Annotated in this window: 26 protein-coding genes and 1 tRNA gene; 16 read left to right on the top strand and 11 right to left on the bottom strand. The window is 71.4% G+C overall.

The window, feature by feature from the left end; genetic code table 11:
- The first annotated feature begins 89 nt into the window (after nucleotides 1–89).
- Complete coding sequence (locus B2363_RS11885; RefSeq protein WP_286930462.1) at nucleotides 90–509, top strand: universal stress protein; 420 nt, start codon at nucleotides 90–92, stop codon at nucleotides 507–509.
- 20 nt (nucleotides 510–529) lie between these two features.
- Here B2363_RS11885 and B2363_RS11890 read toward each other — a convergent pair.
- Nucleotides 530–603: transfer RNA gene (locus B2363_RS11890), tRNA-Gly, on the bottom strand.
- Between the two features lie 95 nt (nucleotides 604–698).
- Nucleotides 699–1,589: an alpha/beta fold hydrolase gene (locus B2363_RS11895; protein WP_286930463.1), complete on the bottom strand. Its 891-nt coding sequence runs from the start codon at nucleotides 1,587–1,589 to the stop codon at nucleotides 699–701.
- A 23-nt stretch (nucleotides 1,590–1,612) separates the two neighbouring features.
- Here B2363_RS11895 and B2363_RS11900 point away from each other — a divergent pair, with 23 nt between their 5' ends.
- The 3 genes from B2363_RS11900 (at nucleotide 1,613) to B2363_RS11910 (ending at nucleotide 4,460) form a co-directional block, all read left to right on the top strand.
- Nucleotides 1,613–2,365, top strand: coding sequence for an enoyl-CoA hydratase (locus B2363_RS11900; protein ID WP_286930464.1), 753 nt, complete (start codon nucleotides 1,613–1,615; stop codon nucleotides 2,363–2,365).
- A gap of 64 nt (nucleotides 2,366–2,429) precedes the next feature.
- Nucleotides 2,430–3,710: a uracil-xanthine permease family protein gene (locus B2363_RS11905; protein ID WP_286930465.1), complete on the top strand. Its 1,281-nt coding sequence runs from the start codon at nucleotides 2,430–2,432 to the stop codon at nucleotides 3,708–3,710.
- Nucleotides 3,711–3,728: 18 nt separating this feature from the next.
- Nucleotides 3,729–4,460: a sulfite exporter TauE/SafE family protein gene (locus tag B2363_RS11910; protein WP_286930467.1), complete on the top strand. Its 732-nt coding sequence runs from the start codon at nucleotides 3,729–3,731 to the stop codon at nucleotides 4,458–4,460.
- Nucleotides 4,461–4,466: 6 nt separating this feature from the next.
- On the opposite strand, the gene B2363_RS11915 is transcribed toward B2363_RS11910, so the two are convergent.
- Together B2363_RS11915 and B2363_RS11920 are read right to left on the bottom strand one after the other, a co-directional pair.
- A complete protein-coding gene (locus tag B2363_RS11915) occupies nucleotides 4,467–5,276 on the bottom strand; it encodes a calcium-binding protein (protein ID WP_286930468.1) in 810 nt (269 codons plus the stop codon).
- 96 nt (nucleotides 5,277–5,372) lie between these two features.
- A complete protein-coding gene (locus tag B2363_RS11920; protein ID WP_181753921.1) occupies nucleotides 5,373–6,293 on the bottom strand; it encodes a LysR family transcriptional regulator in 921 nt (306 codons plus the stop codon).
- 362 nt (nucleotides 6,294–6,655) lie between these two features.
- On the opposite strand from B2363_RS11920, the gene B2363_RS11925 reads away from it, so the two are divergent.
- The 5 genes from B2363_RS11925 (at nucleotide 6,656) to B2363_RS11945 (ending at nucleotide 11,684) form a co-directional block, all read left to right on the top strand.
- Nucleotides 6,656–8,524, top strand: coding sequence for an acyl-CoA dehydrogenase (locus B2363_RS11925; RefSeq protein WP_286930469.1), 1,869 nt, complete (start codon nucleotides 6,656–6,658; stop codon nucleotides 8,522–8,524).
- A gap of 201 nt (nucleotides 8,525–8,725) precedes the next feature.
- On the top strand, nucleotides 8,726–9,235 hold the full coding sequence (locus B2363_RS11930; protein WP_286930471.1) for a hypothetical protein: 510 nt from the start codon (nucleotides 8,726–8,728) through the stop codon (nucleotides 9,233–9,235).
- Nucleotides 9,228–9,995: a maleylpyruvate isomerase family mycothiol-dependent enzyme gene (locus tag B2363_RS11935; RefSeq protein WP_286930472.1), complete on the top strand. Its 768-nt coding sequence runs from the start codon at nucleotides 9,228–9,230 to the stop codon at nucleotides 9,993–9,995. Before B2363_RS11930 ends, B2363_RS11935 begins: the two co-directional genes overlap by 8 nt.
- A 26-nt stretch (nucleotides 9,996–10,021) precedes the next feature.
- Nucleotides 10,022–10,783, top strand: coding sequence for a hypothetical protein (locus B2363_RS11940; RefSeq protein WP_286930475.1), 762 nt, complete (start codon nucleotides 10,022–10,024; stop codon nucleotides 10,781–10,783).
- A 13-nt stretch (nucleotides 10,784–10,796) separates the two neighbouring features.
- The gene (locus B2363_RS11945) at nucleotides 10,797–11,684 is read left to right on the top strand and encodes an oxidoreductase (protein ID WP_286930477.1); all 888 of its coding nucleotides are present in this window, start codon (nucleotides 10,797–10,799) and stop codon (nucleotides 11,682–11,684) included.
- An 18-nt stretch (nucleotides 11,685–11,702) separates the two neighbouring features.
- Here B2363_RS11945 and B2363_RS11950 read toward each other — a convergent pair whose 3' ends face one another.
- The 5 genes from B2363_RS11950 to B2363_RS11970 all read right to left on the bottom strand — a co-directional run bounded on the left by B2363_RS11950 (nucleotide 11,703) and on the right by B2363_RS11970 (nucleotide 17,467).
- Nucleotides 11,703–12,974 (bottom strand): MFS transporter, encoded by a 1,272-nt coding sequence (locus tag B2363_RS11950; RefSeq protein ID WP_286930494.1) that lies wholly within the window; start codon nucleotides 12,972–12,974, stop codon nucleotides 11,703–11,705.
- Nucleotides 12,975–13,061: 87 nt separating this feature from the next.
- Nucleotides 13,062–14,294 (bottom strand): dihydrolipoamide acetyltransferase family protein, encoded by a 1,233-nt coding sequence (locus B2363_RS11955; RefSeq protein ID WP_286930496.1) that lies wholly within the window; start codon nucleotides 14,292–14,294, stop codon nucleotides 13,062–13,064.
- On the bottom strand, nucleotides 14,294–15,253 hold the full coding sequence (locus B2363_RS11960) for an alpha-ketoacid dehydrogenase subunit beta (protein ID WP_286930498.1): 960 nt from the start codon (nucleotides 15,251–15,253) through the stop codon (nucleotides 14,294–14,296). Before B2363_RS11960 ends, B2363_RS11955 begins: the two co-directional genes overlap by 1 nt.
- Entirely contained in the window at nucleotides 15,244–16,278 is a 1,035-nt protein-coding gene (pdhA, locus tag B2363_RS11965; RefSeq protein ID WP_286930500.1) for a pyruvate dehydrogenase (acetyl-transferring) E1 component subunit alpha, read from the bottom strand. The genes B2363_RS11960 and pdhA overlap by 10 nt, the downstream gene beginning before the upstream one ends.
- A 139-nt stretch (nucleotides 16,279–16,417) precedes the next feature.
- Nucleotides 16,418–17,467 carry a histidinol-phosphate transaminase gene (locus tag B2363_RS11970; protein ID WP_286930502.1) on the bottom strand — a complete coding sequence of 350 codons (1,050 nt, stop codon included), beginning with the start codon at nucleotides 17,465–17,467 and terminating at the stop codon, nucleotides 16,418–16,420.
- Between the two features lie 63 nt (nucleotides 17,468–17,530).
- Here B2363_RS11970 and B2363_RS11975 point away from each other — a divergent pair, with 63 nt between their 5' ends.
- From B2363_RS11975 to B2363_RS12000, 6 genes are all read left to right on the top strand, one after another.
- Entirely contained in the window at nucleotides 17,531–18,487 is a 957-nt protein-coding gene (locus tag B2363_RS11975) for an EamA family transporter (protein ID WP_181753901.1), read from the top strand.
- A 10-nt stretch (nucleotides 18,488–18,497) separates the two neighbouring features.
- Nucleotides 18,498–18,875 (top strand): phage holin family protein, encoded by a 378-nt coding sequence (locus B2363_RS11980; protein ID WP_286930504.1) that lies wholly within the window; start codon nucleotides 18,498–18,500, stop codon nucleotides 18,873–18,875.
- Entirely contained in the window at nucleotides 18,875–19,354 is a 480-nt protein-coding gene (locus tag B2363_RS11985) for a low molecular weight protein-tyrosine-phosphatase (protein WP_286930506.1), read from the top strand. Before B2363_RS11980 ends, B2363_RS11985 begins: the two co-directional genes overlap by 1 nt.
- A gap of 135 nt (nucleotides 19,355–19,489) precedes the next feature.
- The gene (locus tag B2363_RS11990; RefSeq protein ID WP_181753895.1) at nucleotides 19,490–20,359 is read left to right on the top strand and encodes a fructosamine kinase family protein; all 870 of its coding nucleotides are present in this window, start codon (nucleotides 19,490–19,492) and stop codon (nucleotides 20,357–20,359) included.
- 12 nt (nucleotides 20,360–20,371) lie between these two features.
- Nucleotides 20,372–21,064, top strand: a complete 693-nt coding sequence (locus tag B2363_RS11995) for a response regulator transcription factor (protein WP_078699795.1) — start codon at nucleotides 20,372–20,374, stop codon at nucleotides 21,062–21,064.
- A complete protein-coding gene (locus B2363_RS12000) occupies nucleotides 21,064–22,464 on the top strand; it encodes a sensor histidine kinase (protein ID WP_286931529.1) in 1,401 nt (466 codons plus the stop codon). The genes B2363_RS11995 and B2363_RS12000 overlap by 1 nt, the downstream gene beginning before the upstream one ends.
- Before the next feature lie 16 nt (nucleotides 22,465–22,480).
- Here B2363_RS12000 and B2363_RS12005 read toward each other — a convergent pair whose 3' ends face one another.
- Nucleotides 22,481–22,846 carry a hypothetical protein gene (locus B2363_RS12005; RefSeq protein ID WP_286930511.1) on the bottom strand — a complete coding sequence of 122 codons (366 nt, stop codon included), beginning with the start codon at nucleotides 22,844–22,846 and terminating at the stop codon, nucleotides 22,481–22,483.
- A 207-nt stretch (nucleotides 22,847–23,053) separates the two neighbouring features.
- On the opposite strand from B2363_RS12005, the gene B2363_RS12010 reads away from it, so the two are divergent.
- Nucleotides 23,054–24,433: a S1C family serine protease gene (locus B2363_RS12010; RefSeq protein WP_286930513.1), complete on the top strand. Its 1,380-nt coding sequence runs from the start codon at nucleotides 23,054–23,056 to the stop codon at nucleotides 24,431–24,433.
- Nucleotides 24,434–24,436: 3 nt separating this feature from the next.
- Here B2363_RS12010 and B2363_RS12015 read toward each other — a convergent pair whose 3' ends face one another.
- On the bottom strand, nucleotides 24,437–26,308 hold the full coding sequence (locus B2363_RS12015) for an anthranilate synthase family protein (protein ID WP_286930516.1): 1,872 nt from the start codon (nucleotides 26,306–26,308) through the stop codon (nucleotides 24,437–24,439).
- Between the last annotated feature and the right edge of the window lie 172 nt (nucleotides 26,309–26,480).

Below are 26,480 nucleotides of genomic sequence, written 5' to 3' on the forward strand. Positions count from 1 at the left end.
GCCGCCCTGGTCGCGGAGCCGTTCTGACCGGTGACGCCTGGCCCTTTCGTGTGCGAGGGTGCTGGCAAGCCAAACCTGAGGAGTCAGACGTGTACAAGACCATCCTCGTCGGCGTCGACGGCAGCGACACCGCGTCCCGCGCCGCGGAGGTCGCGGCCGGGCTCGCCTCCGCCACCGGCGCCGCGCTCCACATCGTCACGGCGGTCGACGAGAAGGCCGCCGCGGCCACCGACCTGCCGCCGGGCATGCACCCGCTCAGCCCCGGCGAACGGGCGGAGGCCATCGCGCGCCAGGTCGCCGAGGGCCTCTCCTACCAAGGGACCGTCGAGGCGAGCCCCGCCCCCGGGAAGCCCGCCGACGCCCTAGTGCACGTCGCGAAGGAGATCGGCGCCGACCTCATCGTGGTGGGCAACCGTCGCGTGCAGGGGATCGGTCGAGTGCTCGGCAGCGTGGCCACCGACGTGGCGCACCACGCGCCCTGCGACGTGTACATCGTGAAGACGGTCTGAGCGGGAGCGAACGCCGCTGGTGGAGCCGGTGACGGGAATCGAACCCGCGTATCTTGCTTGGGAAGCAAGCGCTCTGCCATTGAGCTACACCGGCGGTGTGCCCCGATCGTACTAGGCACGCTCGCCGGCCTCGCAACGTCATACGGAACGGTCGTCAGAGCGACCGCATCGTATGACGCAGCGGCGGCCTCAGAACTGGCGCAGGAACTCGCGAACCTGGCCCACGAGCTCGGCGGGGCGCTCCTCGGGGATCCAGTGGCCGGTGCCCGAGATCTCGGTGACCGTGACGTTCGGCGGGCCCTCCACGCGGCGCACGAGGCTGGGCGCCAGCACGAGATCGCCCGTGCCCGGCAGGAAGAGCAGCGGCACGTCGTCGACCCGACGGGCGTAGCCGCGGCCGATCTTCGGGATCTCCTTCAGCAGGAAGGAGCGGTACATCGCCTGTCCGGCGCGGGCGCGCGCCGGGTCGCGGAACCGCGCCAGGTACTCCTCGCGCACCGAGCGGGGCCAGTTGAAGCGCCGGGTCGCCCCGGCGCGGAAGACCGTCTTCAGCAGCACCTGACCCGCGCGGCGCTGCAGGAACGCACCACCGGGACCACCGGCGATCGGCTGGTACGCGAAGCGCCACATCTGGTGCAAGGGCACGTCCTGCCACGGCGCCACGATCGCGGCGGCGACGACGCCCCGCGTGGAGCCCGGGTGGCGGCTGGCGACGAGCAGCGAGGTCCAGGCGCCCCAGTCGTGACCGACGAGCACCGGCCGGTCGAGCCCGAGGACCTCGAGGGCGCGGGCGACCTCGTCGGCGATGACGCGCTTGTCGTAGGCGTCCGTTCCCTCCGGCACGTCGCTCCAGCCCGCACCGCGCAGGTCGAGCGCGACGACGTGGTGGGTCTCGGCCAGGGCCGGCATCACGTGACGCCAGCAGAACCAGTGCTGCGGCCAGCCGTGCAGCAGGACGAGGGTGGGACGGTCGGACGATCGGTGGGCCGTTCCGGCCTCCGCCACGTGCAGGCTCACGCCGTCGACATCGATCCACCGGTGCTCGACTCCGGGCACCACAGGCAGGGTCCGTTCGGTCATGGATTGATCGTAGGGTGATCCGCATGACACTCGTCGAGCTCACGCGCGAAGACTCCGTCCGCACGATCACGCTGAACGCCCCCGAGCGCCTCAACGCCCTCGACTGGCCGCTATTGGAGGAGCTGCGCGCGGCCGTCGAGTCCGTCGCCGCCGACGACGAGGCCCGCGCCCTCGTGGTCACGGGCGCCGGCAAGGCCTTCTGCTCGGGCGCCAATCTCGAGAGCCTCTTCGGCGACACCGGCCGCCCGGCCGACGTCCTGCGCGAGCACCTGATGAACGTCTACGCCTCGTTCCTGGGCATCCGGAACCTCTCGATCCCCACGGTCGCAGCAGTGCACGGCGCGGCGGTCGGCGCCGGGCTGAACATCGCCCTCGCGTGCGACGTCATCGTGGCGGGACCCGAGGGCGGCTTCGGGCCCACCTTCAGCAAGATCGGCCTGCACCCCGGCGGCGGCTGCACGTGGATGCTCACCCAGCGCATCGGCTCGGCCAACACGGCCGCCGCCCTCTTCAACGGCGACATCATCAAGGCCGAGGCCGCCCTGCGGCTGGGCATCGCCCAGGAGATCGCCGACGACCCGAAGGCCCGTGCCGCCGAACTGGCCACGACGTGGAGCAAGCGCAACCCCAAGCTGATGTCCGACATCAAGAAGTCGGTCGCGATCGCGGCGCGCGACGACCTCCACGAGTCGCTCAACTTCGAGTCCTGGGCGCAGGCCGAGTCGCTCAGCAGCCCGGGGTTCGCGGCGTTCGCCGCCAGGTTCGCCGGACGCTGACTCCTCACGCCGACACCGGACGCCGGTCGACCCGCGGCCGAGGGGCGTGAGAAGGTCAGTTCCCATGTGGACCCTGCATGGTGACGGCTCGAACGTCTCCCCCGGCGCGATCGTCCTGCCCGAAGAGCGCCTCTCCTGGCCGCGCACCGTGGGCTTCGGTGCCCAGCACGTCGTGGCGATGTTCGGTGCGACGTTCCTCGTGCCGATCCTCACCGAGATGCCGCCGACGACGACGCTGTTCTTCTCCGGCTTCGGCACCCTGCTCTTCCTGGCGATCACCCGCGGCCGGCTGCCCAGCTACCTCGGGTCGTCGTTCGCCTTCATCGCCCCGGTCCACGGACTCGTCCTCGACGACAACATGGGTGCCGCCCTGTTCGGCATCATGTGCACGGGCATCACGCTCGCCGCGTTCGGCTTCCTCGTCCAGGCCACCGGGCGGGCGTGGCTCGAGACGCTGATGCCCCCGGTCGTCACCGGCGCGATCGTCGCGCTCATCGGCTTCGCCCTGGCCGGCGCCGCCACCGACAACTTCGCCAAGGCGCCGTGGCTCGCCACGATCACCCTGGCGGTCATCTGCCTCTCGGCCGTTCTGCTCACCGGGTTCGCCGCGCGGCTGTCGATCCTCTTCGGCATCGTCGCGGGCTACCTCGTGGCACTCGCCTCGGGGGAGATCGACTTCAGCAAGGTCGAGAAGGCCGACTGGGTCGGCTTTCCCGAGTTCCACACCCCCACGGTCGAGTGGTCCGTGCTGCCGATGTTCCTGCCGATCGTGCTCGCACTGATCGCCGAGAACATCGGCCACGTCCGCAGCGTCGCCCACCTCACCGACCGGCCGGCCATCAACGAGGAGACGGGTCGCGCCCTCATCGCCGACGGCTTGGCCACCACGATCGCCGGCGGCTTCGGCGGCTCGGCGACCACCACGTACGGCGAGAACATCGGGGTCATGACCGCGACGCGCGTCTTCTCCAGCGCCGCCTACGTGGTGGCCGGCGTCGTGGCGATGCTGCTGAGCCTCTCCCCCAAGTTCGGTGAGCTGCTCGGGACGATCCCCGAGGGCGTCATCGGCGGCGTCACGGTCGCGCTCTACGGCCTCATCGGCCTGATCGGCGTGCGCATCTGGATGGACCACCACGTCGACTTCGCCAACCCGATCAACCTCTACACGGCTGCCGCGGCCCTCATCATCGGCATCGGCAACCTCACGATCACCCGAGGCGACGTGTCACTGTCGGGCATCACGCTGGGCTCGATCGCCGCGATCGTGATCTACCACGTCATGCGGATCGTCCAGCGCGATCCCGAGGCCGAGGTGGCCACCGAGAGCGTCGACCCGGGAGCCTGACCCTGTAGACATGTGCGGGTGGATCCCACCCTGGTGCTGCTGGTCGGAGCGTGCGCGTTCGCGACGTCAGCGCTCACCGCGGTGCTGGGCTTCGGCGGCGGCGTCGTGCTGCTGGCCGTGCTCGTCGCGTTCCTCGACCCGCTCGTCGCGCTGCCGCTGCACGCCGCCATCCAAGTGGTGTCGAACGGCACCCGGACGCTGGTCCGCCGCCGTGACGTCGACTGGCGGATCGTGTGGCGCACCTCCCTGCTCCTGCTGCCCGCGGGCGCGCTGACCTTGTCGCTGGCGCGCCAGGCACCCGACGCCGCGCTCCAGGCGGCCATCGCCATCGCGGTCCTCGTGGCGACATGGCTGCCCGAGTGGCTCTCGCGCCCGCTGCCCGCGCCGAGCCCGGGCGGGTGGATCGCGATGGGCGGCGTGCTCGGTGCCCTCAACCCGGTGGTCGGGGCGACCGGCACGCTGGCCGCCCCGTTCTTCCGGGCCGGCACCAAGGATCGAATGGGGTTCGTCGGCACCTTCGCCGCGTCGCAGGTGGCGGGTCACGCCGCCAAGCTCGTGATCTTCGGCGCGGTCGGGCTGCTGCCCGCCGCCCAGGCCCCGGCGGCCGCCGTCGGCATCGTCGGCGTCATCACCGGGACCTGGGTCGGCAGTCGCGTCCTCGACCGGATGCCCGAGCGCCGCTTCGACCGGATCTACCTCGTGGCGATCACGCTCGTCGCGGCGTGGCTGCTGGTCGACGCGCTGCGCTGACCGCGCTCAGCTGGCCTCCGGTCCGGGCGGGGTCGGGTAGGAGGTGTCGCCCTTGAGCGGCCTCGACGTGACCCGCTCGCAGGAGGCGTCGACCTGGGCGCTACCGACGAGCCAGCCGTAGGTCAGGAAGGTCACGGAGTCGTAGCCGTCGCCGCAGTAGACGGAGGCGCCGCTCGCCACCTGGCTGATGAGCACCTCGTCGTCGCCCGATCCGGCATCGACGCGGTCGGAGTCGGTGACACCGATCTGGTCGTTCCCCTCGCCGCCACTCAGGGTGTCCACGCCGATGCCGCCGCCGATCTCGTCGTTGCCGGAACCACCGGAGATCGAGTCGTTGCCTGGACCCCCGATGATCATGTCGTGGCCCGCGTCGCCGCGCAGCCAGTCGTCACCCTCGTCGCCCCAGATGTCGTCGTCGCCGTGCTCACCGCCGATGCTGTCGTTGCCGCTACCGCCGTGGAGCTCGTCTCCACCCCCGCTCCCCAGGAGTGCGTCGTTCCCGTCGCCGCCGAAGAGCCGGTCGATGCCACCCAGGACCGCGTCGCTGTCGGCGTCGCCCACGAGCGTGTCGTGGCCCGGCCCTCCGTCGACGAAGTCGTCGCCACCGAGCGCGGTCACGTGGTCGTCCCCTCCGAACAGGAAGATGCTGTCGTTCCCGGTCGTGCCGTCGAGCCAGTCCGGCCCCTCGGTGCCGGTGATCCTGGCCGCGTGGGCCGGAGCGACCGCTCCGATCGTGAGCACGGCGGCCGCGGCGAGGGCGAGGCGCAGCCGGTGGCGAGCGCGGCGGTGGGTGGGACGGTCGTGGACAGTCGTCATCTGTTCCCCCTGAACGAGACGCGGGGGTCGGCACTCTGCTGCCCCCGATGGCGTGAGTGGGCTCAGCGTAATCGCCACGGCGCCCGGCGCAAGGGGTCAGACGGCGGCGTGCCGGTCGGCGACCGTGCGGGCCTCCTCGCGCAGGGCCTGGACGCAGAAGCGCACGCTGGGTCGCTCGAACCGGTCGGGCCGCAGCACCGCCGTGATGTCGCGCCGCGCCCGGATGCCAACGAGCGGGCGGGTCACGAGCCCGTTGTCACGCGTCCGTGTCGTGAAGCGCGGCAGGATCGCGATGCCGTGGCCCGCGGCGACGACGGCCTCGACCACGCCGTTGTCGTCGAAGCGCTGCGCGATCCGCACCGACTCGCCGGTCACCGCCACGAGCTGCTGCAGCACCCGGTCGTAGGGATAGCCGTGCGGCGCCCCGATCCACGTCTCGCCGATGACGTCCTTCGGCGACAGGCTCTGCTTCGCCGCGAGGCGGTGGCTCTCCGGCAGTGCCACGTCGAGTGGCTCGCGCAGCAGTGACACGAGCTGGAGCCCGCGGTCGTGCCACTCCTCGGTCGCGGCGGGCGAGTCGGCGACCACGATGTCGAAGTTCGCCACCATGTCGAGCACGTCGAACCGCTGGGTGGGGTCGCGGTCGGTGCAGATGAGGTTCACGGCGGGCTCGGCGACCACGCGAGTAAGCAGTCCGGGCAGCAGCATCTCGCCGCCCGTGGGGAAGACCGTCAGGGTGACGTCTCCTGCCGGGCCGCCGAGGTACTCGCGCCATCGGGCCTCGGCGCGCTCGAGCGCGACGGCCACCTCGGTTGCCGTCTCGGCCAGGGCACGCCCGGCCGCGGTGAGGCGGACGCCGCGGCCCGCGGGCTCCAGCAGGGGCACACCCGCCTCCGCCTCCAGCAGTTTCAGCTGCTGGGAGACCGCGGAGGGTGTGACGTTCATCTCGTCGGCCACCGCGCCGACGGTGCCCCGCTCGGCCAATTCGCGCAGCATCGCAAGGCGTCGGGTGTCCATGTAGGCAAACTACACGTTGGGCATAGTTCCGTTGGATTGTCCTTGACAGTTGAACGTCACACAATGGAAGGGAACGAAAGGAGCACGCGCATGACCTTCCTCGCACTCTCCGGCATCGTCGCCGTCACCGCCGGCACGATCCACACGGCCTACCTGGTCGCCACCGACGGCCTGACGCGCATCCCCGCCCGTCGCGCCTGAACCCCTTCACGGAACCGACCCGCCTCCCCTGAGGAGCGGGTCGTTTTTCTTTTCCCCGAACGGCCTTTGTGCTCGACGGTGGCTGGAGTAGTATCTAGTTACTGGCCAGTAGAACCCGCCAGTAACACTGGCAGTCCCCTTTCCCGGAGGTCCCACGGCCCATGAGCCACTACAAGAGCAACCTGCGCGACGTCGAGTTCAACCTCTTCGAGCTGTTCGACCGGCAGTCCGTCCTGGGCACCGGCCCGTTCGACGAGGTCGACGTCGACACGGCGAAGAGCATCCTCTCCGAGGTCGAGCGCCTGTCGCGCGAGGACCTCGCCGCGTCCTTCGCCGACGCCGACCGCAACCCGCCGGTCTACGACCCCGCGACGCACTCGCTGCAGCAGAACCCCGCATTCGCCAAGAGCTACAAGGCCTGGATGGACGCCGAGTGGTGGCGCCTGCAGCTGCCGACCGAGCTCGGCGGCCAGCCCGCCCCCTCCTCCCTCGTGTGGTCCATGGGCGAGTTCGTCCTCGGCGCCAACCCCGCCATCTGGATGTACGGCGCCGGCCCGGCCTTCAGCCGCGTCGTGTGGGAGAACGGCACCGACCGCGACCAGAAGATCGCCGAGATCATGATCGAGCGCCAGTGGCTGACCACGATGGTGCTCACCGAGCCCGACGCGGGCTCCGACGTCGGCGCCGGCCGCACCAAGGCCTTCCCGAACGAGGACGGCACGTGGCGCATCGAGGGCGTCAAGCGCTTCATCACCTCCGCCGTGAGCGACCTCGGCGAGAACACCATGCACCTGGTGCTGGCCCGTCCGGTGGGCGTCGAGGGCGCCGGCGGCCCGGGCACGAAGGGCCTGTCGCTCTTCCTGGTCCCCGAGCACCACTTCGACCTCGAGACCGGCGAGCTGACCGGCGAGCGCAACGGCGTCTACGTGACGAACGTCGAGAAGAAGATGGGCATCAAGGTCTCGGCCACGTGCGAGCTCACCTTCGGCGACGCGCAGCTCGGCGGCCCGGCCACCGGCTGGCTGCTCGGCGAGGTGCACGACGGCATCAACCAGATGTTCCGCGTCATCGAGAACGCCCGCATGATGGTGGGCGCCAAGGCCATCGCGACGCTGTCGACCGGCTACCTCAACGCGCTGGAGTACGCCAAGGAGCGCGTGCAGGGCGCCGACCTGACCAACCCCGCGAAGGACGCGCCGCGCGTCACGATCACGCACCACCCCGATGTGCGTCGCTCGCTGCTCACGCAGAAGGCGTTCGCCGAGGGCCTGCGCTCGCTGATGATCTACGCGGCCACGTTCCAGGACGAGGTGCAGATCAAGAAGGTCTCGGGCGAGGACGCCACCCTCGCGGCCTCGGTCAACGATCTGCTGCTGCCGCTCGTCAAGGGCTACGGCTCCGAGCGCTCGTGGGTCCTGCTGGGCACCGAGGCGCTGCAGACGTTCGGCGGCTCGGGCTTCCTGCAGGAGTACCCGCTGGAGCAGTACGTCCGCGACGCGAAGATCGACACGCTCTACGAGGGCACCACGGCGATCCAGGGCCAGGACCTGTTCTTCCGCAAGATCGTGAAGGACCAGGGCCGCGCGCTGGGCTACCTGTCCGAGCAGATCAAGTCGTTCATCGACAACGAGGCCGGCAACGGTCGCCTGAAGGTCGAGCGCGACCTGCTCGCCCGCGGCCTCGACGACGCGACCGCCGTCATCACCGCGATGTTCAACGACCTCATGGCCTCCAACCCGGCCGACGAGAACGGCGACGCCCGCAACGTCTACAAGGTCGCACTGAACACGACGCGCCTCGTGTACGTCCTCGGCGACCTGGTCGTCTCGTGGCTGCTGCTGCGCGGCGCCGAGGTGGCGCAGGCCAAGCTCGACGCCGGCGCCTCCGGTGCGGACAAGTCGTTCTACGAGGGCAAGGTCGCCGCGGCGTCCTTCTTCGCCAAGAACGTCCTGCCCCGTCTGGCCGCCGAGCGCGCGATGGCCGAGGCCGTCGACCTCGACGTCATGGAGCTCGACGAGGCTGCCTTCTGAGTCACTGACTCACCTCGAGCGGCGCGGACCCGACTGGGTCCGCGCCGCTCGTGCGTTCAGCCCGGCCCCCGCCACCCCCAGCTCCACTTTTGGAAACGGATGCACGTCGATACGACGTCAGACGGTGCAACCGTTTCCAAAAGTGGCCGGCGGGGGCGGAGGCTCCGGCCGTCGGCGCACACGCGCGTCTAGGCTGTCGGGGTGGACCTGACCCGACGACGCTGGTACCTCGTCGCCGCGTTCGTGGCCGCACTCGCATGGGTCGCCGGCACCGCGTTCGCCGCCTCGGCGTGGGACCCGCTGCGCGAAGCTGAGGTGGTTCCCGTCGGCCAGCCGATCCAGATCAACGGCACCGACGACCTCGCCGTCCTCACCGACCTGCCGCAGCCCGAGCGCGCCGTCACGTGCGTCGCGCGCAACGGGAAGAAGCGCACTCCCGTGCCCGCCGCCACGGTCGACATCGTCGTCGACAGTGACGGCAGCCGCTGGCACCTCATCGGCGTCCTGCCCGACGCCCCCGACGAGACGCGCATCGTGTGCCGTCCGGCGGACAAGCAGACCGACACCGCTCGCTACGGGACCGCCCTGGTGGACCTGTCGAGCCGAGCCGGAACCGGCCGGGCGATCGCCTGGACCGGACTCGTCGCGGGACTGGGGCTGGCAGGTGCCACCCTGACCGCCCGAACGCGCAGGATCCTTGCCCATGACTGACCTGAAGCTCTACATCGACGCGTGGCGCGAGTCGGCCGACGCCGTCCTCGCCCTCGAGCCCGACGACTGGGAGGTGCCCACCGACCTGCCCGGCTGGACGGCTCGCGACGTCCTCGCGCACCTCGTGCACCTCGAGCGCGTCATGGTCGAGGGCGAGCCGGAGCCTGTCGGCGGCGGCGCCGTCCCGGCCGAGTACACGAATGCCGGCGTCGCGGCGCTGCGCGGCGTGCCGGTCGACCAGCTGCGCGCCGATCTCGCCGACCTGGTCGCCCGCCGCGCCGAGACCCTCGCCGACCTGCCCGACCCGCAGGCGCCCGCCGTGAACACGCCCGCCGGGGTCGAGTGGACCTGGGAGGTCGGACTGCGGAACCGGGTGATCGACCTCTGGTCGCACGAGCAGGACATCCGTCGCGCCACCGGGCTGCCCGGCGGGCTCGACGCGCTCGGCGCGCACGTCACCACCGCCACCTTCGCGGCGGCCCTGCCCTACGTGCTGGGGCGCAAGGTCAAAGCGCCGGCGGGCACCGTGGTGCGCTGGGTCGTCACCGGGCCGGTCCCGCTCGACAGCACGATCGGGGTCGGCGACGACGGCCGCGCCCGCCCCACCGATGCCGAGCCGCACGCCACCGTCCGCATGGACACCGCCGCGTTCACGATCCTCGGCGCCGGCCGACGCACCCCCGACGAGGTCGAGGTCGAGATCGAGGGAGACCGGGAGCTGGCCGAGCGCGTCCTGCGCGCCATGGCCGTCACCACCTGATGCGCCCCGGGCCGGCAGTCCCCGTCGTGCGGCTCGTCCGCCTGGCCCGACGCGGTCTCGCCCGCCTGCAGCGGCGCTCAGGCCCTCGCACGTTCACCGCCGCCGCGGCCGCCGCCGTGCCACCGGAGGTCGCCCGCCGACTCGAGGCCCGGACCGCCACGATGTCACCAGCCGAACGTCGCACGCTCGATCCGACGTCCCACCCTCGCGACTTCCGCCAGCCGGACGACACGTCGTGCGGTGCGGCCTCGTTGGTGGTCTCTCGGATGCTCCACGACGATCCCTACGCGCTGTGGCTGACCACCGGCTACGACGCCGCGGCCGACGCCTCGGACTCCATCACCTTCGCCGAGCGGTGGAAGGCCGAGGTCATCAGGATGCACCGACGCGTGACGGCACTGCGCGACCACGACGGCGACCTGCAGTGGCCGTGGTTGCGAGTCGTCGGCACCTCGCCGTGGGGCGCCGCCCGGCAGATGACGGGCGCCGGCGGATCGGGACTGCCGGGTCACGAGTACGAGGCGCGCACGCTCGACCCCGACGACCTCGCCGCCGAGTTCGACCTCCTGCTGGCGGCCGTGCAGGCGGGTCACACCGTGCCGCTCTACGTCGGCGACGAAGTGCGCCCGGCCCACGTCGTACTCGCCGTGCGGACCAGCGGGGAGCAGCTCGAGTTCTTCGAGCCGAGCGCCGGCCGGATGGTTCGCGTCGGGCGCGACGCGTTCGCCGCCGGTAGGTTCAGGCTCGGTGGTTGGTCGGTGCCGTGGTTCGCGGTGCTGCCCCGCTGAGATCGGAGGACACATGGGCTGGGAGACGTCGGCCATCGGCGACCTGACCGGAAAGCGCGCCCTCGTCACGGGCGCCACGAGCGGCATCGGCACCGAGACCGCACGCGTGCTGCTGCGGCACGGTGCGGAGGTGGTCATCACCGCGCGCGACGAGCGCAAGGCGGCGGACACCGTGGCCGACCTCGGCGACGTCGACGTGATCACCCTCGACCTGGCCGACCTGCCCGGCACGATCGCCGCGGCTCAGGGCGTCGTCGACGCGGGCGAGCGCTTCGACATCGTGATCAACAACGCCGGGGTGATGGTGCCGCCGTTCACCCGCACGATGGACGGCTTCGAGCTGCAGATCGCGACGAACCACCTCGGCCACTTCGCCTGGACGGCCACGCTCTGGCCGCTCCTGCGCGAGGGCGCCACGCGTGTCGTCACGGTCTCCTCCCTCGCCCACTCGATGACGAAGGGGATCGACCTGAGGTCCCTCGATCCGAACGGGGACCCGCGACGGTACAAGCGCTGGCGCTCGTACGCGGAGTCGAAGCTGGCCAACCTGCTGTTCATGAAGGAGCTCGACCGGCGCGCCAAGACGGCCGGACTCGGCCTGGTGTCGGTGGCGGCGCACCCCGGGCTCAGCGCGACGAACCTGACGCGCTCGAGCGGGGCCCTGCACTTCCTCGGCGGCGCGTTCAGCCAGCCCGCTCACGCAGGGGCGTGGCCCACGTTGCGGGCCGCCTCGGACCTCACCCTCACCGGCGGCGAGTACATCGGGCCGGCCGGCCTGCGCCAGACCCGCGGGCGGCCGACCAAGGTCGGCATGACCTCCGCGGCACGCGACCCGCGCCTCGCGTCCGAGGTCTGGGCCGCCAGCGAGACCGCCACCGGCGTGGTCTTCGACGTCTCCTGAGCCTCGCCGCTGCCGAGATCAGCCGAGGCCGGCGTGGCGCGCCCAGCGGTCGGGGTCGTCGCGCACGAGGCGGGCGCGGGTCTTCACGCGGTAGCGCCACACCTGGGCGAGGCCGAGGGCCCACAGCACGTACTGGAAGCTCATCGCCGCCTTGAAGTTCTGGCCAGTGGCGTCGAGGATCACCCCGATCGCGATCACGGTGATGAGGCTCGCGAGGAAGCCCGCCTGGTTGACGATGCCCGTCGCGGTGGAGAGCCGGTCGATCGGGTTGGACGTGCGCACGAGGTCGAACCCGATCATCGAGGCGGGTCCGCCCACGCCCACCACGATCACCAGGACCACCAGCAGCCAGCCCGGCGCGTCGCCTGGCCACGCCAGCACGGCCGTCCAGGCCACCACGATCGACGACACGATCGTCAGCACGATCGTGGAGCGGTGCCACGGATGGTTGCCGATGAGCCGGCCGAGCACGGGCCCGGCGAACATGACCGCGACGACCATCAGCGTCAGCAGCGTGCCCGCGAAGGCCTCGGAGGTGTGCTCGCCGCGCACGAAGAACGGATACCCCCACAGCAGGCCCAGGACGGTGGAGCTGAACTGGGTCACGAAGTGCATCCAGAAGCCGAGCCGCGTGCCGGGGTGCTCCCAGGACGCAGCTAGTGACGTCCGGATGCGGGTCCACGACAGGGCCGGCCCGCGGACCGACCGCGCGTGCGGCTCGTCGCGCACCAGCAGGAGCACCGCGACCGTCACGATCAGGCCGAGCCCCGCGGCGACCAGGTAGGCCTTGGTCCAGCCCAGGTTGCTGAAGGCCCACGTCATGGGCACCGCGGCGATGATCCCGCCGAGCTGGCCGATCGGCCCGGTGAGCAGCGTGATCTGCGGGATCCGGCCGGGCGAGAACCACGCGTTGACGAGACGCAGCAGGCACACGAACGTCATCGCGTCGCCCATGCCGACGAAGAAGCGCGCGGTCAGCGCCGTGGCGTAGGACTCCGCGAACGCGAACCCGGCCTGCGACAGCGTCAGCACCGCCGCGCCGGCGAGCATCACCGCGCGCGGGCCGAACCGGTCGACCGCCAGTCCCACGGGGATCTGCATGCCGGCGTAGACCAGCAGCTGCAGCATCACGAACGTGGAGAGCTGGGCGGCGCTGATGTCGAACCGCTCGCCGGCCACCAGGCCCGCGACCGCGAGGGACGAACGATGGAAGACCGCCAGCAGGTAGGCCGCCAGCCCGACGATCCAGACGGTCCAGGCGCCGCGGTACTGCTGGCCCTGGTCGTTCACTGATCCAGTGTGCCCCCGCAGCGCTGGCGGTGACGTTCGGGGGGCATGAAACGGCGTGTCGACCCCGCGAACGTCACTGCCAGCGTCTCAGAAGGCCAGCGCCATCGCCGGGTCCTCGAGGATCGCCGCGACGTCCGCGAGGAACCTCGACGCCTGCTCGCCGTCGGCCACGCGGTGGTCGAACGTGACCGCCAGCGTGGTGACCCAGCGCGGCACGACCTCGTCGCCCACGACCCACGGCCGCCGGGCCACCTGGCCGAGCGCGAGGATCCCCGACTGGCCGGGCGGCAGGATCGGCGTCCCGCCGTCGATCCCGAACACGCCGATGTTCGTCAGCGTGAACGTGCCCCCGGACATCTGGTCGGGCTGGATGCGACCGGCGCGCGCCGTGGCCACGAGCTCGTCGATCGCCCGTCCCAGGTCGGGCAGCGACAGCCCCTCCGCCTCGCGCACGACCGGGACGACCAGGCCGCGCTCGGTGGCGGCGGCGATGCCCAGGCCCACGGACGCCGGGTGCTCGATCGTCGACTCGTTCCAGCGGGCGTGCAGGTCGGGAGTGCGACGCAGCGCGAGGCAGATCGCCCGCGCCGTGAGCAGCGTCGTCGTGACCCGGACACCCTCGAAGCGCCGGTCGCGCTTGAGCCGCTCGACCAGGTCGACCGAGGCCGAGACGTCGACCGTGACCCACTCGGTGGCCTGCGGAACGGCGACCGAGGCGATCATCGCCTCGGCCGTCGCCCGCCGCACCCCCGAAACTGGCGCCGCGGTGACGGCGTCCGCGCCGTGACCGCGGGCGAAGGCCTCGACCTCGGCGCGCGTCACCACGTCGCCGCTGGCCGGGACCTTCGAGAGGTCGATGCCGAGGTCCTTGGCGAGCTTGCGCACCGGCGGCTTCGCCAGCACGCGGACCGCGGCGCGGGCGGCGCCGGCGTCCACCGGGGCCGCCCGGTTCCGTGTGCGGCGCCGGCCCGTGCTGGGCCCGTAGCCGACGAGCACCTCGAGCTTCTTCTCCGGGACCTCGGCGGTCGGCTCGCGGTCGGCGACCTTCGCCGGGGCCGAGGCCGATGCGTCACCGGACCCGATCCGGACGATCGGGGTGCCCACGGCGACGGTGTCGCCCTCGGAGACCATCAGCTCCTCGACGCGGCCCGCGAACGGGCTGGGCAGCTCGACGATCGACTTGGCCGTCTCGATGTCGACCAGCGGTGCGTTGACCTCGATCTCGTCACCGACACTGACGTGCCAGGAGACGATCTCGGCCTCGGTGAGGCCCTCGCCGACGTCGGGCAGGCGGAACTCGCCGCTCGTGACCGTGCCCATCAGAACTCCCCCGTGATGTCGACGGCGTCGAGGATCCGCTCGACGCTCGGCAGGTGGTCGTGCTCCACGCGGCACGGAGGGTAGGGCATGTCGTAGCCCGTGACGCGCTGCACCGGCGCCTCCAGCGAGTAGAAGCACTCCTGCGTGATCCGCGTGGCCAGCTCGGCACCGAGGCCGAGGGTCCGCGCCGCCTCGTGCACCACCACGACACGACCGGTGCGCTTGACCGACTCCATCACCGGACCGAGGTCCAGCGGCGACAGCGAGCGCAGGTCGATGACCTCCAGCGACGCATCGGCCTCGTCGGCCGCGGCGAGACACGTCTTGACGACCGGGCCGTAACCGACGACCGTCACGTCGTCCCCCTGCCGCGCGACGCGGCTCTCGTGCAGGCCCAGGTCCGCCTCGTCGCGCACCTCGCTGGTGTCCCAGTAGCGCTGCTTCGGCTCCAGGAAGATCACCGGGTCGTCCGACGCGATGGCCTGGCGCATCATCCAGAACGCGTCGTGCGCGTTCGACGGCGTCACCACCGTGAGCCCGGGCGTCATGACGAACTGCGCCTCGGGGCTCTCCGAGTGGTGCTCGACCGCGCCGATGCCGCCGCCGTAGGGGATGCGGATGACCATCGGAACCTTGACGAAGCCGCTGCTGCGGAAGCGCAGCCGCGCCACCTGGTTCACGATCTGGTCGTAGGCCGGGTAGACGAACCCGTCGAACTGGATCTCGACCACCGGCCGGAAGCCGCGGTAGGCCATGCCGACCGCCGCGCCGACGATGGCGGACTCGGCCAGCGGCGTGTCCATGACCCGCTGGTCGCCGAAGTCCTTCTGCAGTCCGTCGGTGACCCGGAAGACGCCGCCGAGGCGGCCGATGTCCTCTCCCATCAGGACGACCTTCGCGTCGTCGTCCATGGCTGCTCGCAGGCCCGCGTTGAGGGCCTTGCCGATGCTCAGCTCCATGACCGCACCTCCTCGCGCTGCGCCACCAGCTCCGGTGGCAGGTCGGCGTACACGTGCTCGAACAGGTCGGCGAGATCGGGATCGGGCAGGTTTCCGCAGACCTCGCGCAGGTGGGCGCCGAGCTCGTCGGCCTCGGCCTTGACCTCGGCGTCGAACTCCGCGAAGCCGGGATCGGTGCGCTCGAGCAGATTCCGCAGGCGCAGCAGCGGATCGCGCTCGGCCCACTCGTCGGCCTCGTGCGGGTCCCGGTAGCGGCTGGGGTCGTCGGACGTGGTGTGCGCGCCCATCCGGTAGGTGATCGCCTCGATGAGGGTGGGCCCGCCGCCCGAGCGCGCCTTCGCGAGCGCCTCGCTCGTGACCTGGTGCACGGCCAGCACGTCGTTGCCGTCCACGCGGACGCCGGGGAACCCGAAGCCGGCGGCGCGCTGGGCGATCGGCACCCGGGTCTGGCGCTCGAGCGGGATGCTGATCGCGTAGTGGTTGTTCTGGCAGAAGAAGACGACGGGCGCGTTGTAGGACGCGGCCCACGCGAACGCCTCGTTCGTGTCGCCCTGGCTGGTGGCGCCGTCGCCGAAGTACGTGACGACCGCGTCCTCCTTGCCCTCCAGGGTCAGGCCGATGCCGTAGCCGACCGCGTGCAGGGTCTGCGCGCCGATGATGATCGCGGGCAGCGCGTACCCGTACTTGGCGGGGTCCCAGCCGCCGAGGCTCGTGCCGCGGAACAGGCTGAGCAGCAGGGCGGGGTCGAGTCCGCGGCACCACGCGACGGCGTGCTCGCGGTAGGACGGGAAGACGAAGTCGTTCGGGGCCAGCGCGCGTCCGCTGCCGATCTGGGCGGCCTCCTGGCCGAGCATCGGGGCCCACAGGCCCAGCTCGCCGTGCCGCTGCAGCGCGAACGCCTCGGAGTCGATGCGCCGGGCGAGCACGAGGTCTCGGTGGAACCCGCGCAGCTCCTCGGGGGTGAAGTCGTGCGCCGCGACGAGCTCGCCGTCGGGCGCCAGGGTCTGGGAGATGGGTAGGCCCATGACTGCCTCCTTGCCGGGGGCGGGATCACCGCCCCAGTGACACGGCCGCGGCTCGGGGTGGTGAGCGTAGGGCCGTCGATGTGACAGGCATCACATCTGTTCAGAGGCTATCAGGCGGCCGGAGTGTCCGGCGCCGTACTCAGCGCCGGAACGCCGCCGCGCGGGCGAGGAAGGCGTCGTTGATCTCCGGGGAGCCGATGGTGACGCGGACGCCCTCGGGGAAGGGGCGCACCGAGATCGGGTGGGCGTGGTCGGCGAACTCGGCGGAGCGGTCGCCCAGCGGGAGCCAGACGAAGTTCGCGTGGGTCGCCGGGACGTCCCAGCCCTGCTCACGCAGCGCGTCGAACACGCGGGTGCGCTCGGCGACGATCGCCTCCACCCGCTCGGTCAGCGCGTCGATGGCGTCGAGGGAGGCCAGCGCGGCCGCCTGCGCGACGTCGGTGACGCCGAACGGCGGCAGGGCCTTCCGGATCGCCTCGGTGATCGCCGGGTGCGCCATCGAGTAGCCGATCCGCAGCCCCGCCAGTCCGTAGGCCTTCGAGAACGTGCGCAGCACCACGACGTTCGGGTGGCGCTCCAGCGCCGCGGCACCCGAGAGCGCCTCGGGGTCGCGGACGAACTCGAGGTAGGCCTCGTCGACCACCACGAGCACGCGCGACGGGACGCGCGCCATGAACGCCTCGAACTCCGCGTCGGTGACGATCGGGCCGGTGGGGTTGTTGGGCGTGCAGACGAGCACAACCTTCGTGCGGTCGGTGATCGCGTCGGCCATCGCCGGGAGGTCGTGCCGGTGGTCGGCCGTCAGCGGCACGCGCACCGAGGTCGCGCCGGGCAGGTCCACCGCGATCGGGTAGGCCTCGAACGAGCGCCACGGGTAGACGACCTCGTCGCCGGGACCGCACCACGCGTCGAGCAGCCCGAACAGCACCGAGACCGACCCGGTGCCGAACGCGAAGTGGTCGGTCGTGAGGCCCGTCCGCTTCGCCAGCGCCTCGCCCAGCTCGGTGACGCCGGGGTCGGGGTACCGGTTCATCCGCAGCAGCCCAGCGGCCGCGCGCTCCACGACCCCGGGCAGGGGCTCGAACGGGTTCTCGTTGCTGGAGAGCTTGTGGCTCTCGGCGTGCGCGGGCCGGCCCGGGCGGTAGGCGGGGATGGCGGCCAGCACGTGTCGAGGACGGGGGTCGGTCATGGCTCGAGCGTACGACCGCCGGGCCGTCCGGCCCCTGACGACCGGCGGTGCGATGATCGTGCGGTGCCCCAGCCCCACGTGCGCCGTGGCTACGCGCTCGTCGTCACCGCCGCGGTCTTCTTCGGGATCAACGCCGGGGTCACCCGGATCCCGATGGAGGCGGGCCTGCCGACCGCGACGTACACGACCATCCGCGTCACGTTCGCGTTCCTGACCTTCTTCCTGATCGCGGTCGCGTTCGACCGGTCGGCGCTGCGCCGGCCACGAGGACGGGACCTGCTGCTCGTCCTCGCGCTCGGCGTCGTGGGCGTCGCGTTCGTCCAGTGGACCTACAACATCGCGATCATGCGGCTGCCGATCGGCGTCGCGCTGCTGCTGGAGTACCTCGCGCCGGTGCTGGTCGTGCTCTGGGTGAGGTTCGTTCGCCGCGAGCCCGTGCACCCGCGCGTGTGGCCCGCGATCGCGCTGGCACTGCTGGGCCTCGCACTCGTGGGACAGGTCTGGGACGGGCTGAGCCTCGACGGGATCGGCGTGCTGATGGCCCTCGCTGCGGCCGTCTGCTTCGCCGCCTACTTCCTGCTCGGCGAGGAGCTGACATCCTCGGCGGCCGAGCCGCTGACCGCCCTGCGCACCGTGGTCTGGTCGTTCGGCGTGGGCGCCATCGTGATGAACGTCCTCGGCGGCTGGGAGGGCACGAGCGCCCTGGCGAACGACGCCTCGATGCTGGGGCGCCTCGCGGAGTTCACCGTGCCGGCCTGGCTCGCGATGGCGTCGGTCGTACTGCTCGGCACGGTGCTGCCCTTCTTCCTGTACCTCGCCTCGCTGCGCGACCTGTCCAGCTCGAAGGCCTCGGTGACGGCCATGCTCGAGCCCGTCGTCGCGGTGATCGTGGGGTGGCTGTGGTTCTCCGAGACCCTCGACGCGGTGCAGGTGATCGGCGTCCTGGCGGTGCTGGCCGGCATCGTCCTGGCGCAGACGGCCCGGCACGTCCCGGCCGACGAGCTGCCGCCGCCCCTCTAGGGTGAGACGCATGGAACGCTTCCTGTCCTCCTGGTTCGTCAGCAGCGTCGCGCTCGCGCTCGCGGCTCTCCTGCTGGGCAGCCACATGACCATCGGCGACGCCGACGAGACGACCCTGAACCGTGTCCTGGCCCTGGCGATCGTCGGCTTGGTCTTCACGATCGTCCACCTGTTCGTGGGTCAGGTCGTCAAGCTCATCGCGCTGCCGTTCATCGTCCTGACGCTCGGCATCCTGCTCGTCGTCATCAACGCCCTGCTTCTGCTGCTGACCGAGTGGATCACCTCGGCGTTCGGCGTCGAGTTCGGCGTCGACGGGTTCTGGTGGGCGATCCTGGGCGCCGTCGTCATCTCGGTGTGCCAGTCGATCCTCTCGGCGATCATCGACTGATGTCCCGCCGCGTCGCCCTGGTCTGCCTGGGCAACATCTGCCGCTCCCCCATGGCCGACGTCGTGCTGGAGCACCAGCTGGCGCAGGCCGGCATCGACGACGTCGAGGTGTCCTCGTCGGGCACCGGCGACTGGCACGTCGGCCAGCCGATGGACGAGCGCGCGGCCGCCACCCTGACCGCCGCGGGCTACGACGCCACGCGCCACCGGGCCCGCACGTTCACGCCCGACTGGTTCGACGAGCAGGACCTCATCCTCGTGATGGACGCGTCGAACCACAGCGACGTGCTGGCGCTGGCCACCTCCGACGAGCAGCGCGCCAAGGTTCGCATGTACCGCTCGTTCGACCCGGAGGCCGACGCCCCGGACGCCGAGGTGCCCGACCCCTGGTACGGCGGACCCGAGGGCTTCGACGAGGTCCTGGCCATGGTCGAGCGCACCACCCGCGAGATCGTCCGGCACCTCTCCGACGACTCGTGACCGCGCGCAGCCTCCGCCTCACCACTGCCGACGACGCCGAGGACCACCTGCTCTTCAACGCCTTCCGCGATCCGGCGACTCCGTGACGTGACCGCTGTCGTCCGCCCACTGACTCCAGCCGGTAAGTTCAGGGACATGGCACGAATGGCGGGGACCGCAGCGCTCGCGGAGAAGCTGCTGGATGTCGCCGTGGTGTCGACCACGTCGGTGGCCGGCGGCGACATCTGCACCACCACGCGGCTGCGGCTGACCGACGGCCGCTCCGCCATCATCAAGACCCGGCCCCAGGCCCCCGCGGGCTTCTTCACCACCGAGGCCGAGGGGCTGCGCCGCCTGCGCGCGGCCGGCGGGGTCAAGGTGCCCGAGGTCCTCGCGGCCGACGACGAGTGCATCATCCTGGCGTGGGTCGAGCCCACCAAGCCCTCGGTCGACCTGGCCGAGTCGTTCGGCCGCGGTCTCGCGGCCCTGCACGCCTCCGGCACCGGCGGGTTCGGCGCCGACCACGACGGCTGGATCGGCCTGGCGCCGCTGCCCAACCGTCCCTCCCCGACGTGGGAGGAGTTCTACGCGAGCCGCCGCGTGATGCCCTACGTCAAGGCCGCCGCCGACCGCGGCTCGCTCTCCCTCGAGCAGGCGCGCGTCATCGAGCAGGTCATGAAGCGGCTGCCCTCGCTCACGCCCGACCCCGAGCCCCCGTCCCTGCTGCACGGCGACCTCTGGTCAGGAAACCTCGTCTGGTCCAGCGAGGGCGTGCACCTGGTCGACCCGGCCGCGCACGGCGGTCACCGCGAGACCGACCTGGCGATGCTCGCCCTGTTCGGCGCACCCCACCTCCAGCGCATCCTCGACGCCTACCACGAGGCCGCGCCGCTGCAGGACGGCTGGCTCGACCGCGTGCCGCTGCACCAGCTGCACCCGCTGCTCGTCCACGCCGTGATGTTCGGCGGCGCCTACGGTGCCCGCGCGGCGGCCGCGGCCCAGAGCCTGCTCGACGGCGCGGCGTAGGGGCGGCCGGGCATGCGAATCCTCGTCGTCGACGACGACCGCGCGGTGCGTGACTCCCTGCGGCGTTCGCTGGAGTTCAACGGCTACACGGTGGAGGTCGCCGGCGACGGCGCCGAGGCCCTGGCGAAGGTGGCCCAGTCCGGCCCCGACGCGATCGTCATGGACGTGATGATGCCGCGGCTCGGCGGCCTCGACGCCACCCGGGCGCTGCGCGCGGCCGGCAACGACGTGCCGATCCTCGTGCTCACCGCACGCGACGCCGTGAGCGACCGAGTCGACGGGCTCGACGCCGGGGCCGACGACTACCTGACGAAGCCGTTCGCCCTCGAGGAGCTGCTGGCGCGCGTTCGCGCCCTGCTGCGACGGGGCGGCCGGGCGCGCGACGAGCTCGACGACGAGCCCGCGCTCACGTTCGCCGACCTCACGCTCGACCCGAACACCCGCGAGGTGCGGCGTGGCGAGCGGTCCATCTCGCTGACGCGCACCGAGTTCGCCCTGCTCGAGCTGTTCATGCAGCGTCCCAAGCGCGTGCTGGAGCGCTCGTTCATCCTCGAGGAGGTGTGGGGCTTCGACTTCCCCACCACCGCGAACTCGCTCGAGGTCTACGTCGGCTACGTGCGGCGCAAGCTCGAGGCCGAGGGCGAGTCCCGCCTGCTGCACACCGTGCGGGGCGTGGGCTACGTGCTGCGGGAGACGCCTCCGTGATGCTCGTCGATCGGGTCCACGCAGTCGCTCACACGCTGCTCGAGCCGATCACCAAGCGGCTGTCGCTGGCCGGCCGCGTCGCCCTGCTGACGACCGCGGCCGTGGCCACCGTCCTGACGATCATCAGCATCAGCATCTTCGTGCTGGTGCGCCAGGAGATCGTGGGCGCGCTCGACGACTCGATGCTGAAGCGGGCGAACCAGGCCGTCGACGCCGGGTACACGCCGCAGAACCTCACCCCCGACGAGGCCAACCTGCTGGCCTTTGCAGGCATCCAGCTGCTCTCGATCAAGAGCGGTGGCGGCGAGTTCCTGGTCCACTCCGACGACGCGTTCCCCTACGACAACCGCGAGCGCGAGGTGGCGCTGGGCATCGAGGAGAACTCGGCCCGCACCGCCCACGTCGACGGCGTGACCTACCGCGTCGTGGCCGTCCAGGCCGGGCCCGGGCAGGCGTTCATGCTCGCGCAGTCGATGGAGTCCACCCGGCGCGCCCTCGAGCGACTGACGGTCGTGCTGATCCTCTCCACCCTGTCGGGCATGATCCTGGCCGGCGTGGCGGGCTGGGCGGTGGCCAGCAACGGCCTGCGACCGGTGCGGCGGCTCACCAGCGCGATCGAGAGGGTCGCGGTCACCCGCGAGCTGACGCCGATCCACGTCAGCGGCAAGGAGGACGAGCTGGCCCGGCTGACCCGCTCCTTCAACGCGATGCTGCTGGCCCTCGCCGACGCCCAGCGCCGCGAGCGCCAGCTGATCGCCGACGCCGGCCACGAGCTCCGCACTCCCCTCACGAGCCTGCGCACCAACATCGACCTGCTGCGCCAGGCCAGCAGCCAGCCGGGGCGGCAGCTCGACGCCACCGCCCATCGCGAGCTGCTCGACGACGTCGGCGCCCAGCTCGACGAGCTCACGACGCTCGTGAGCGACCTGACCGAGCTGGCTCGCGACGAGCCGCTGCACCGCGACCCCGAGCCGCTCGACCTCGCCGACGTGGTGCGGCGCGCGGTGGAGCGGGTCGAGCTGCGCGCCTCGAACGCCACCTTCGACGTGCTGCTCGAGCCCACCTGGATCATCGGCGACAGCCAGCTGCTCGAGCGCGCGGTGACCAATCTGCTCGACAACGCCGTGAAGTGGAGCCCGCCCGGCGGCACGGTGCGGGTCCGCCTGCACCACGGCGCCGTCACCGTGGCCGACGAGGGACCCGGCATCGCCGCCGAGGACCTGCCCCACGTCTTCGACCGCTTCTACCGCTCCACCGAGGCCCGCACCCTTCCCGGCTCGGGTCTCGGCCTGGCCATCGTCCGGCGCGCGGCCGACCGCCACGGCGGCACCGTGGATGTGACCTCCGAGCCCGGGCGCGGTGCGACGTTCACGTTCAGCGTCCCGCTCGACGAGCCGTGATCGATCTCGCGGGACGTCACTGCGTGGTGGCGCCCGGCTCCGGCCTGATCGCGTAGATCTCCGCCGTACCCTCCAACACCCCGAGCGGGTACTCGTTGGGGACATTGATGGTCAACCGCGGACCAGATTCATCGATGATGATCGGATCACCCTCGCTGCGGGTCGTTCCTGTGAACTCCAGGATGTCGAGGTCGAAGTAGGAGATCGCATCACTCTTCGCCTCGGGACGCGCGTCGAGCGGCGTCGAAGCGAAAGTCGCGAGATAGTCCACCGCGCCCGGGAGCCGCACGTCGAAGGTTCGACCAGACCGGGGCGAGTTTCGTATAACGACGGTGGAACCGTCGTCGGACCACTCGGCAACGCCACCCAGGACGTCGAGCACGTCATCGACGCTGAAGCCAGCGGACACCAGCAGCTCCCCTCGGACCCTCACATGACGACCGTCACCGTAGCGTGTCACCTACGTGACGCATCTGCGCGCGAAACCCAGAAGGCTGTGGTCGAGGATCCGGTCGTTCGGCGGGCGCTTCTGGGCGCTCCTCCAGCCTGTTCACAAGCGATTCTCAGGTCCTCGCGGGAAGGTTGAACCATGACAGACCAGCGTGATCCGTACGCCGACCGCCCCTACGTGCCCCCGACGTCGCCGCACGAGCCGCACCAGCCCGCGCAGGCCGAGAGCGGCTGGCCGTTCTCCGAGCCGCGCGCCGAGGAGCGTCCGTCGTACACCGACGCCCCCAGCTCGGACACCGAGCCCACCGTGGCCGTGAACGAGCCCACCCGCACCTTCGCCGGCGGCCCCGGCGACCCGGGTGGACCCACGACGCCGTTCTACGGGACCACCCCGGCGCCCCAGCCGCGCAAGAAGCGCCGCGCCGGTCGCCTCGTGGCCGCCGCCACCGGCATCGTCCTGCTGGCGGGCGCCTCCGCCGCCGGCGGCGCCGCGATCTACGACGCGATGCAGGACGACACGAGCACCAGCACCACGGTCACCGGCACGTCCCTCGACCGTCCGGCGTCCTCGTCGGGCTCGCAGAGCGACGTCTCCGCCGTCGCCACCGCCGTCCTGCCCGCCACGGTGAAGATCAACGTCACCGGTGGCGGCGAGTCGGGCACCGGCACCGGCGTCGTCATCAGCGAGGACGGCACCATCCTGACGAACAACCACGTCATCGAGGCCGCCGCCGACGGCGGCTCGATCACCGTCGCGTTCAACAACGGCAAGATCGCGAAGGCCGAGATCGTGGGCCGCGACGTCGCCACCGATGTCGCCGTCATCAAGGCCGAGGGCGTCAGCGACCTCCCGGCCGCGACCCTCGGCAACTCCAAGGACGTCAAGGTCGGCCAGACCGTCGTCGCGATCGGCTCGCCGTTCGGCCTGGAGTCCACCGTGACCACCGGCATCGTGTCCGCGCTGAACCGCCCGGTCTCCCCCGGCGACGGCTCCGATGGCGGCGCCACCACGTTCCCGGCGATCCAGACCGACGCCGCGATCAACCCGGGCAACTCCGGCGGTCCGCTGGTGAACCTCGAGGGCCAGGTCATCGGCATCAACTCGGCCATCAACACCGGCGGCAACGGCAACGGCTCGGTCGGTCTCGGCTTCGCCATCCCGGTCAACCTGGTGAACAACGTCGCCAAGCAGATCCTCGACGGTCAGACGGTCGAGCACGCGCGCATCGGCGTCGACGTCCGCAACGCCACCAGCGATGATCAGGTGACCAGCATCGGTGCCGAGATCGGCGAGGTCCGCGCGGGCACGGCGGGCGAGAAGGCGGGGCTCAAGGCCGGCGACATCGTCACCCAGGTCGACGGCAACCCGATCTCCAGCAACGACGCGCTCGTCGCGACGGTGCGCGGCTACAAGCCGGGCGACACGATCAAGCTGACCGTGCTGCGCGGCGACAAGACCCAGGAGATCGAGGTCGAGCTCGGCAGCGACGAGGGCGCCCTCGCTCGCCAGCAGAACTGAGCGTCAGCCCAGCAGCGCCTCGGTGAGATCGCGCAGGATGGCGTAGCCGTTCTGGGTGAGCACCGACTCGGCGTGGAACTGGATCCCGCGGTAGTGAGGCCCGGCCACCAGGTGGATGTCACCGGTGGCCGGGTCCGTCTGCACCGTCACACCCTCGGGCAGACCCGACTCCGGGACCCGGCCGACGAAGGTGTTGTAGAAGCCCACGGTCTCGGTGCGGTCCAGCACGGGAAGCGCGCTCTGGGTGCCCTGGAAGACGATGTCCTTGTAGCCCAGGTCGAGGCCGAGCTCGTGGCACAGCGTCTGGTGGCCCAGGCAGATCGCCAGAAACGGCTGGCCGCGGTCGAGCAGCCGTCGCGTGGCGGCCCGCAGGGTGGCGATCTTCGCGTCGTCACCGTCGCGCGGATCACCCGGGCCGGGACCGATCACCACGAGGTCGTGGCCGTCGAGCGCCGACTCGGTCCACTCGTCGTGGCGGATCACGTCGGTGGTCATGCCCATCACGCCGAAGACGTGGGACAGCATGTTGACGAAGTCGTCCTCGCCGTCGAGCACCACGACGCGCTTGGCCTTCAGGGCGGGCGTCGGGCGCGTGCCGGACTGGTCGCTCAGCCAGAACTGGCTCAGTCGCTGGTTGCGTGAGCCGAGCGCGATGAGCACGTCGTCCTCGCGGGTGAAGGCGTCGAAGCCCTCCACCGGCTCGGGGGCGGCCGCGACCAGGCCGAACGCGCTGAGCACGCCCGACGCCTTGGCCCACGTCTCGTTCGTCTCGTACTCGGCGTCGGAGTCGCGCACGAGCGTGGCGCCCGCGGTGACCGTGAGGTTGCCCTCGAGGTCGACGTCGGCCGTGCGGATGAGGATGGGCGCGTCGAGGCGCGGCGTACCGTTCTCGTCGCGACCGACGAGGGCCGCCACGCTGGCGTAGTAGCCCCGGCCCTGCGGCTCGTACTGCTTGATCAGCCGGCAGGCGTTCTCCACCGGGCTGCCGGTCACCGTGGCGGCGAACATCGAGTCGCGCAGGATCTCGCGCGGGTCGCGATCCGTGCGGCCGGCCAGCAGGTACTCGGTGTGCACGAGGTGGCTCATCGGCTTGAGGTACGGGCCCAGGACAAGACCGCCCTCGTGGCACAGGTCGCACATCATCTTGAGCTCCTCGTCCACGACCATGAAGAGCTCGTAGATCTCCTTCTCGTCGGAGAGGAACTTCAGCAGCTCGCGCTTGCGGTCGGCGTGGGTCTCGAGGCCGCGCATGCGGAACGTGCCGCTGATCGGGTTCATCCGCAGCTGGCCGTCGTCGAGGCTGACGTGCCGCTCGGGGCTCGCGCCGATCAGGTAGCGGTCGCCGGTGAAGATGCAGAAGGTCCAGAAGGCACCGCGCTCGCGCTCGAGCAGGCGGCGGAAGACGGTGAGCGCCTTCGTGTGGTCCCAGTCGGCGACGGTGGCGCGGTAGCGGCGGCCGATGACCAGGTTCGCGCCCTCTCCCTGGCCGATCTCGTCGTCGATGATGCGGCGCACCATGGCTGCGTAGTCCTCGTCGGAGGTCTCGAAGCCACCGCGGTCGGCGAGGTCGATGGGGCCGTCGGGCAGCAGCTCGAGCAGGTCGGCGAGGGCGACGTCGTGGTTCGAGCGCGCCTCGATCACCGAGAGGGGCGTGCCGTCCTGGTGAGCCTCGAAGCCACGCTCGGCGACCTGCGCGAACGGCACGAGCACGAGGTGGTCCCACGCCGGTCCGGGGCCCTCGGCCAGCGGGATGTCCGCGAGCCTCTCGATGTCGGACCGGGGGCCGCCGATGAGCGCGACCCGGTCGGCCTCGCGTCCGCGGATCAGCGCGAACGCGGGCTGGGCCAGCACGTCGTCGAGGAGCTCTTGCGTCATCGTGGTCTTCTTCCCGCGGTCGGACGAGCAACGCCCAGACCGCCATGTGGGGGTCTGGGCGTGGGTACGTCGACAGTCCTCCTCAGCGGAGGGGCCACCAGGTGCTGGTCGTCGACATGCGCACAGCGTAGCGGGCGCGTTCGGGGTCGAGTGCGCCATGGTCTCGATACAC

It is taken from the genome of Aeromicrobium sp. UBA7512 (assembly GCF_002476985.1).
Classification (GTDB): domain Bacteria; phylum Actinomycetota; class Actinomycetes; order Propionibacteriales; family Nocardioidaceae; genus Aeromicrobium; species Aeromicrobium phoceense.

Excerpts from the sequence above, each read along its gene's own strand:
- B2363_RS11995 (WP_078699795.1), top strand. The coding sequence starts at position 20,372 with ATGCGAATCCTCGTCGTCGACGACGACCGCGCGGTGCGTGACTCCCTG.
- B2363_RS11945 (WP_286930477.1), top strand. The coding sequence starts at position 10,797 with ATGGGCTGGGAGACGTCGGCCATCGGCGACCTGACCGGAAAGCGCGCC.
- B2363_RS11970 (WP_286930502.1), bottom strand. The coding sequence starts at position 17,467 with ATGACCGACCCCCGTCCTCGACACGTGCTGGCCGCCATCCCCGCCTAC.
- B2363_RS11905 (WP_286930465.1), top strand. The coding sequence starts at position 2,430 with ATGTGGACCCTGCATGGTGACGGCTCGAACGTCTCCCCCGGCGCGATC.
- B2363_RS12015 (WP_286930516.1), bottom strand. The coding sequence starts at position 26,308 with ATGACGCAAGAGCTCCTCGACGACGTGCTGGCCCAGCCCGCGTTCGCG.
- B2363_RS11955 (WP_286930496.1), bottom strand. The coding sequence starts at position 14,294 with ATGGGCACGGTCACGAGCGGCGAGTTCCGCCTGCCCGACGTCGGCGAG.
- B2363_RS11990 (WP_181753895.1), top strand. The coding sequence starts at position 19,490 with ATGGCACGAATGGCGGGGACCGCAGCGCTCGCGGAGAAGCTGCTGGAT.
- B2363_RS11895 (WP_286930463.1), bottom strand. The coding sequence starts at position 1,589 with ATGACCGAACGGACCCTGCCTGTGGTGCCCGGAGTCGAGCACCGGTGG.
- B2363_RS11920 (WP_181753921.1), bottom strand. The coding sequence starts at position 6,293 with ATGGACACCCGACGCCTTGCGATGCTGCGCGAATTGGCCGAGCGGGGC.
- B2363_RS11900 (WP_286930464.1), top strand. The coding sequence starts at position 1,613 with ATGACACTCGTCGAGCTCACGCGCGAAGACTCCGTCCGCACGATCACG.
- B2363_RS11980 (WP_286930504.1), top strand. The coding sequence starts at position 18,498 with ATGGAACGCTTCCTGTCCTCCTGGTTCGTCAGCAGCGTCGCGCTCGCG.
- B2363_RS11960 (WP_286930498.1), bottom strand. The coding sequence starts at position 15,253 with ATGGAGCTGAGCATCGGCAAGGCCCTCAACGCGGGCCTGCGAGCAGCC.
- B2363_RS12000 (WP_286931529.1), top strand. The coding sequence starts at position 21,064 with ATGCTCGTCGATCGGGTCCACGCAGTCGCTCACACGCTGCTCGAGCCG.
- B2363_RS12010 (WP_286930513.1), top strand. The coding sequence starts at position 23,054 with ATGACAGACCAGCGTGATCCGTACGCCGACCGCCCCTACGTGCCCCCG.
- B2363_RS11925 (WP_286930469.1), top strand. The coding sequence starts at position 6,656 with ATGAGCCACTACAAGAGCAACCTGCGCGACGTCGAGTTCAACCTCTTC.
- pdhA (WP_286930500.1), bottom strand. The coding sequence starts at position 16,278 with ATGGGCCTACCCATCTCCCAGACCCTGGCGCCCGACGGCGAGCTCGTC.
- B2363_RS11985 (WP_286930506.1), top strand. The coding sequence starts at position 18,875 with ATGTCCCGCCGCGTCGCCCTGGTCTGCCTGGGCAACATCTGCCGCTCC.
- B2363_RS11915 (WP_286930468.1), bottom strand. The coding sequence starts at position 5,276 with ATGACGACTGTCCACGACCGTCCCACCCACCGCCGCGCTCGCCACCGG.
- B2363_RS11935 (WP_286930472.1), top strand. The coding sequence starts at position 9,228 with ATGACTGACCTGAAGCTCTACATCGACGCGTGGCGCGAGTCGGCCGAC.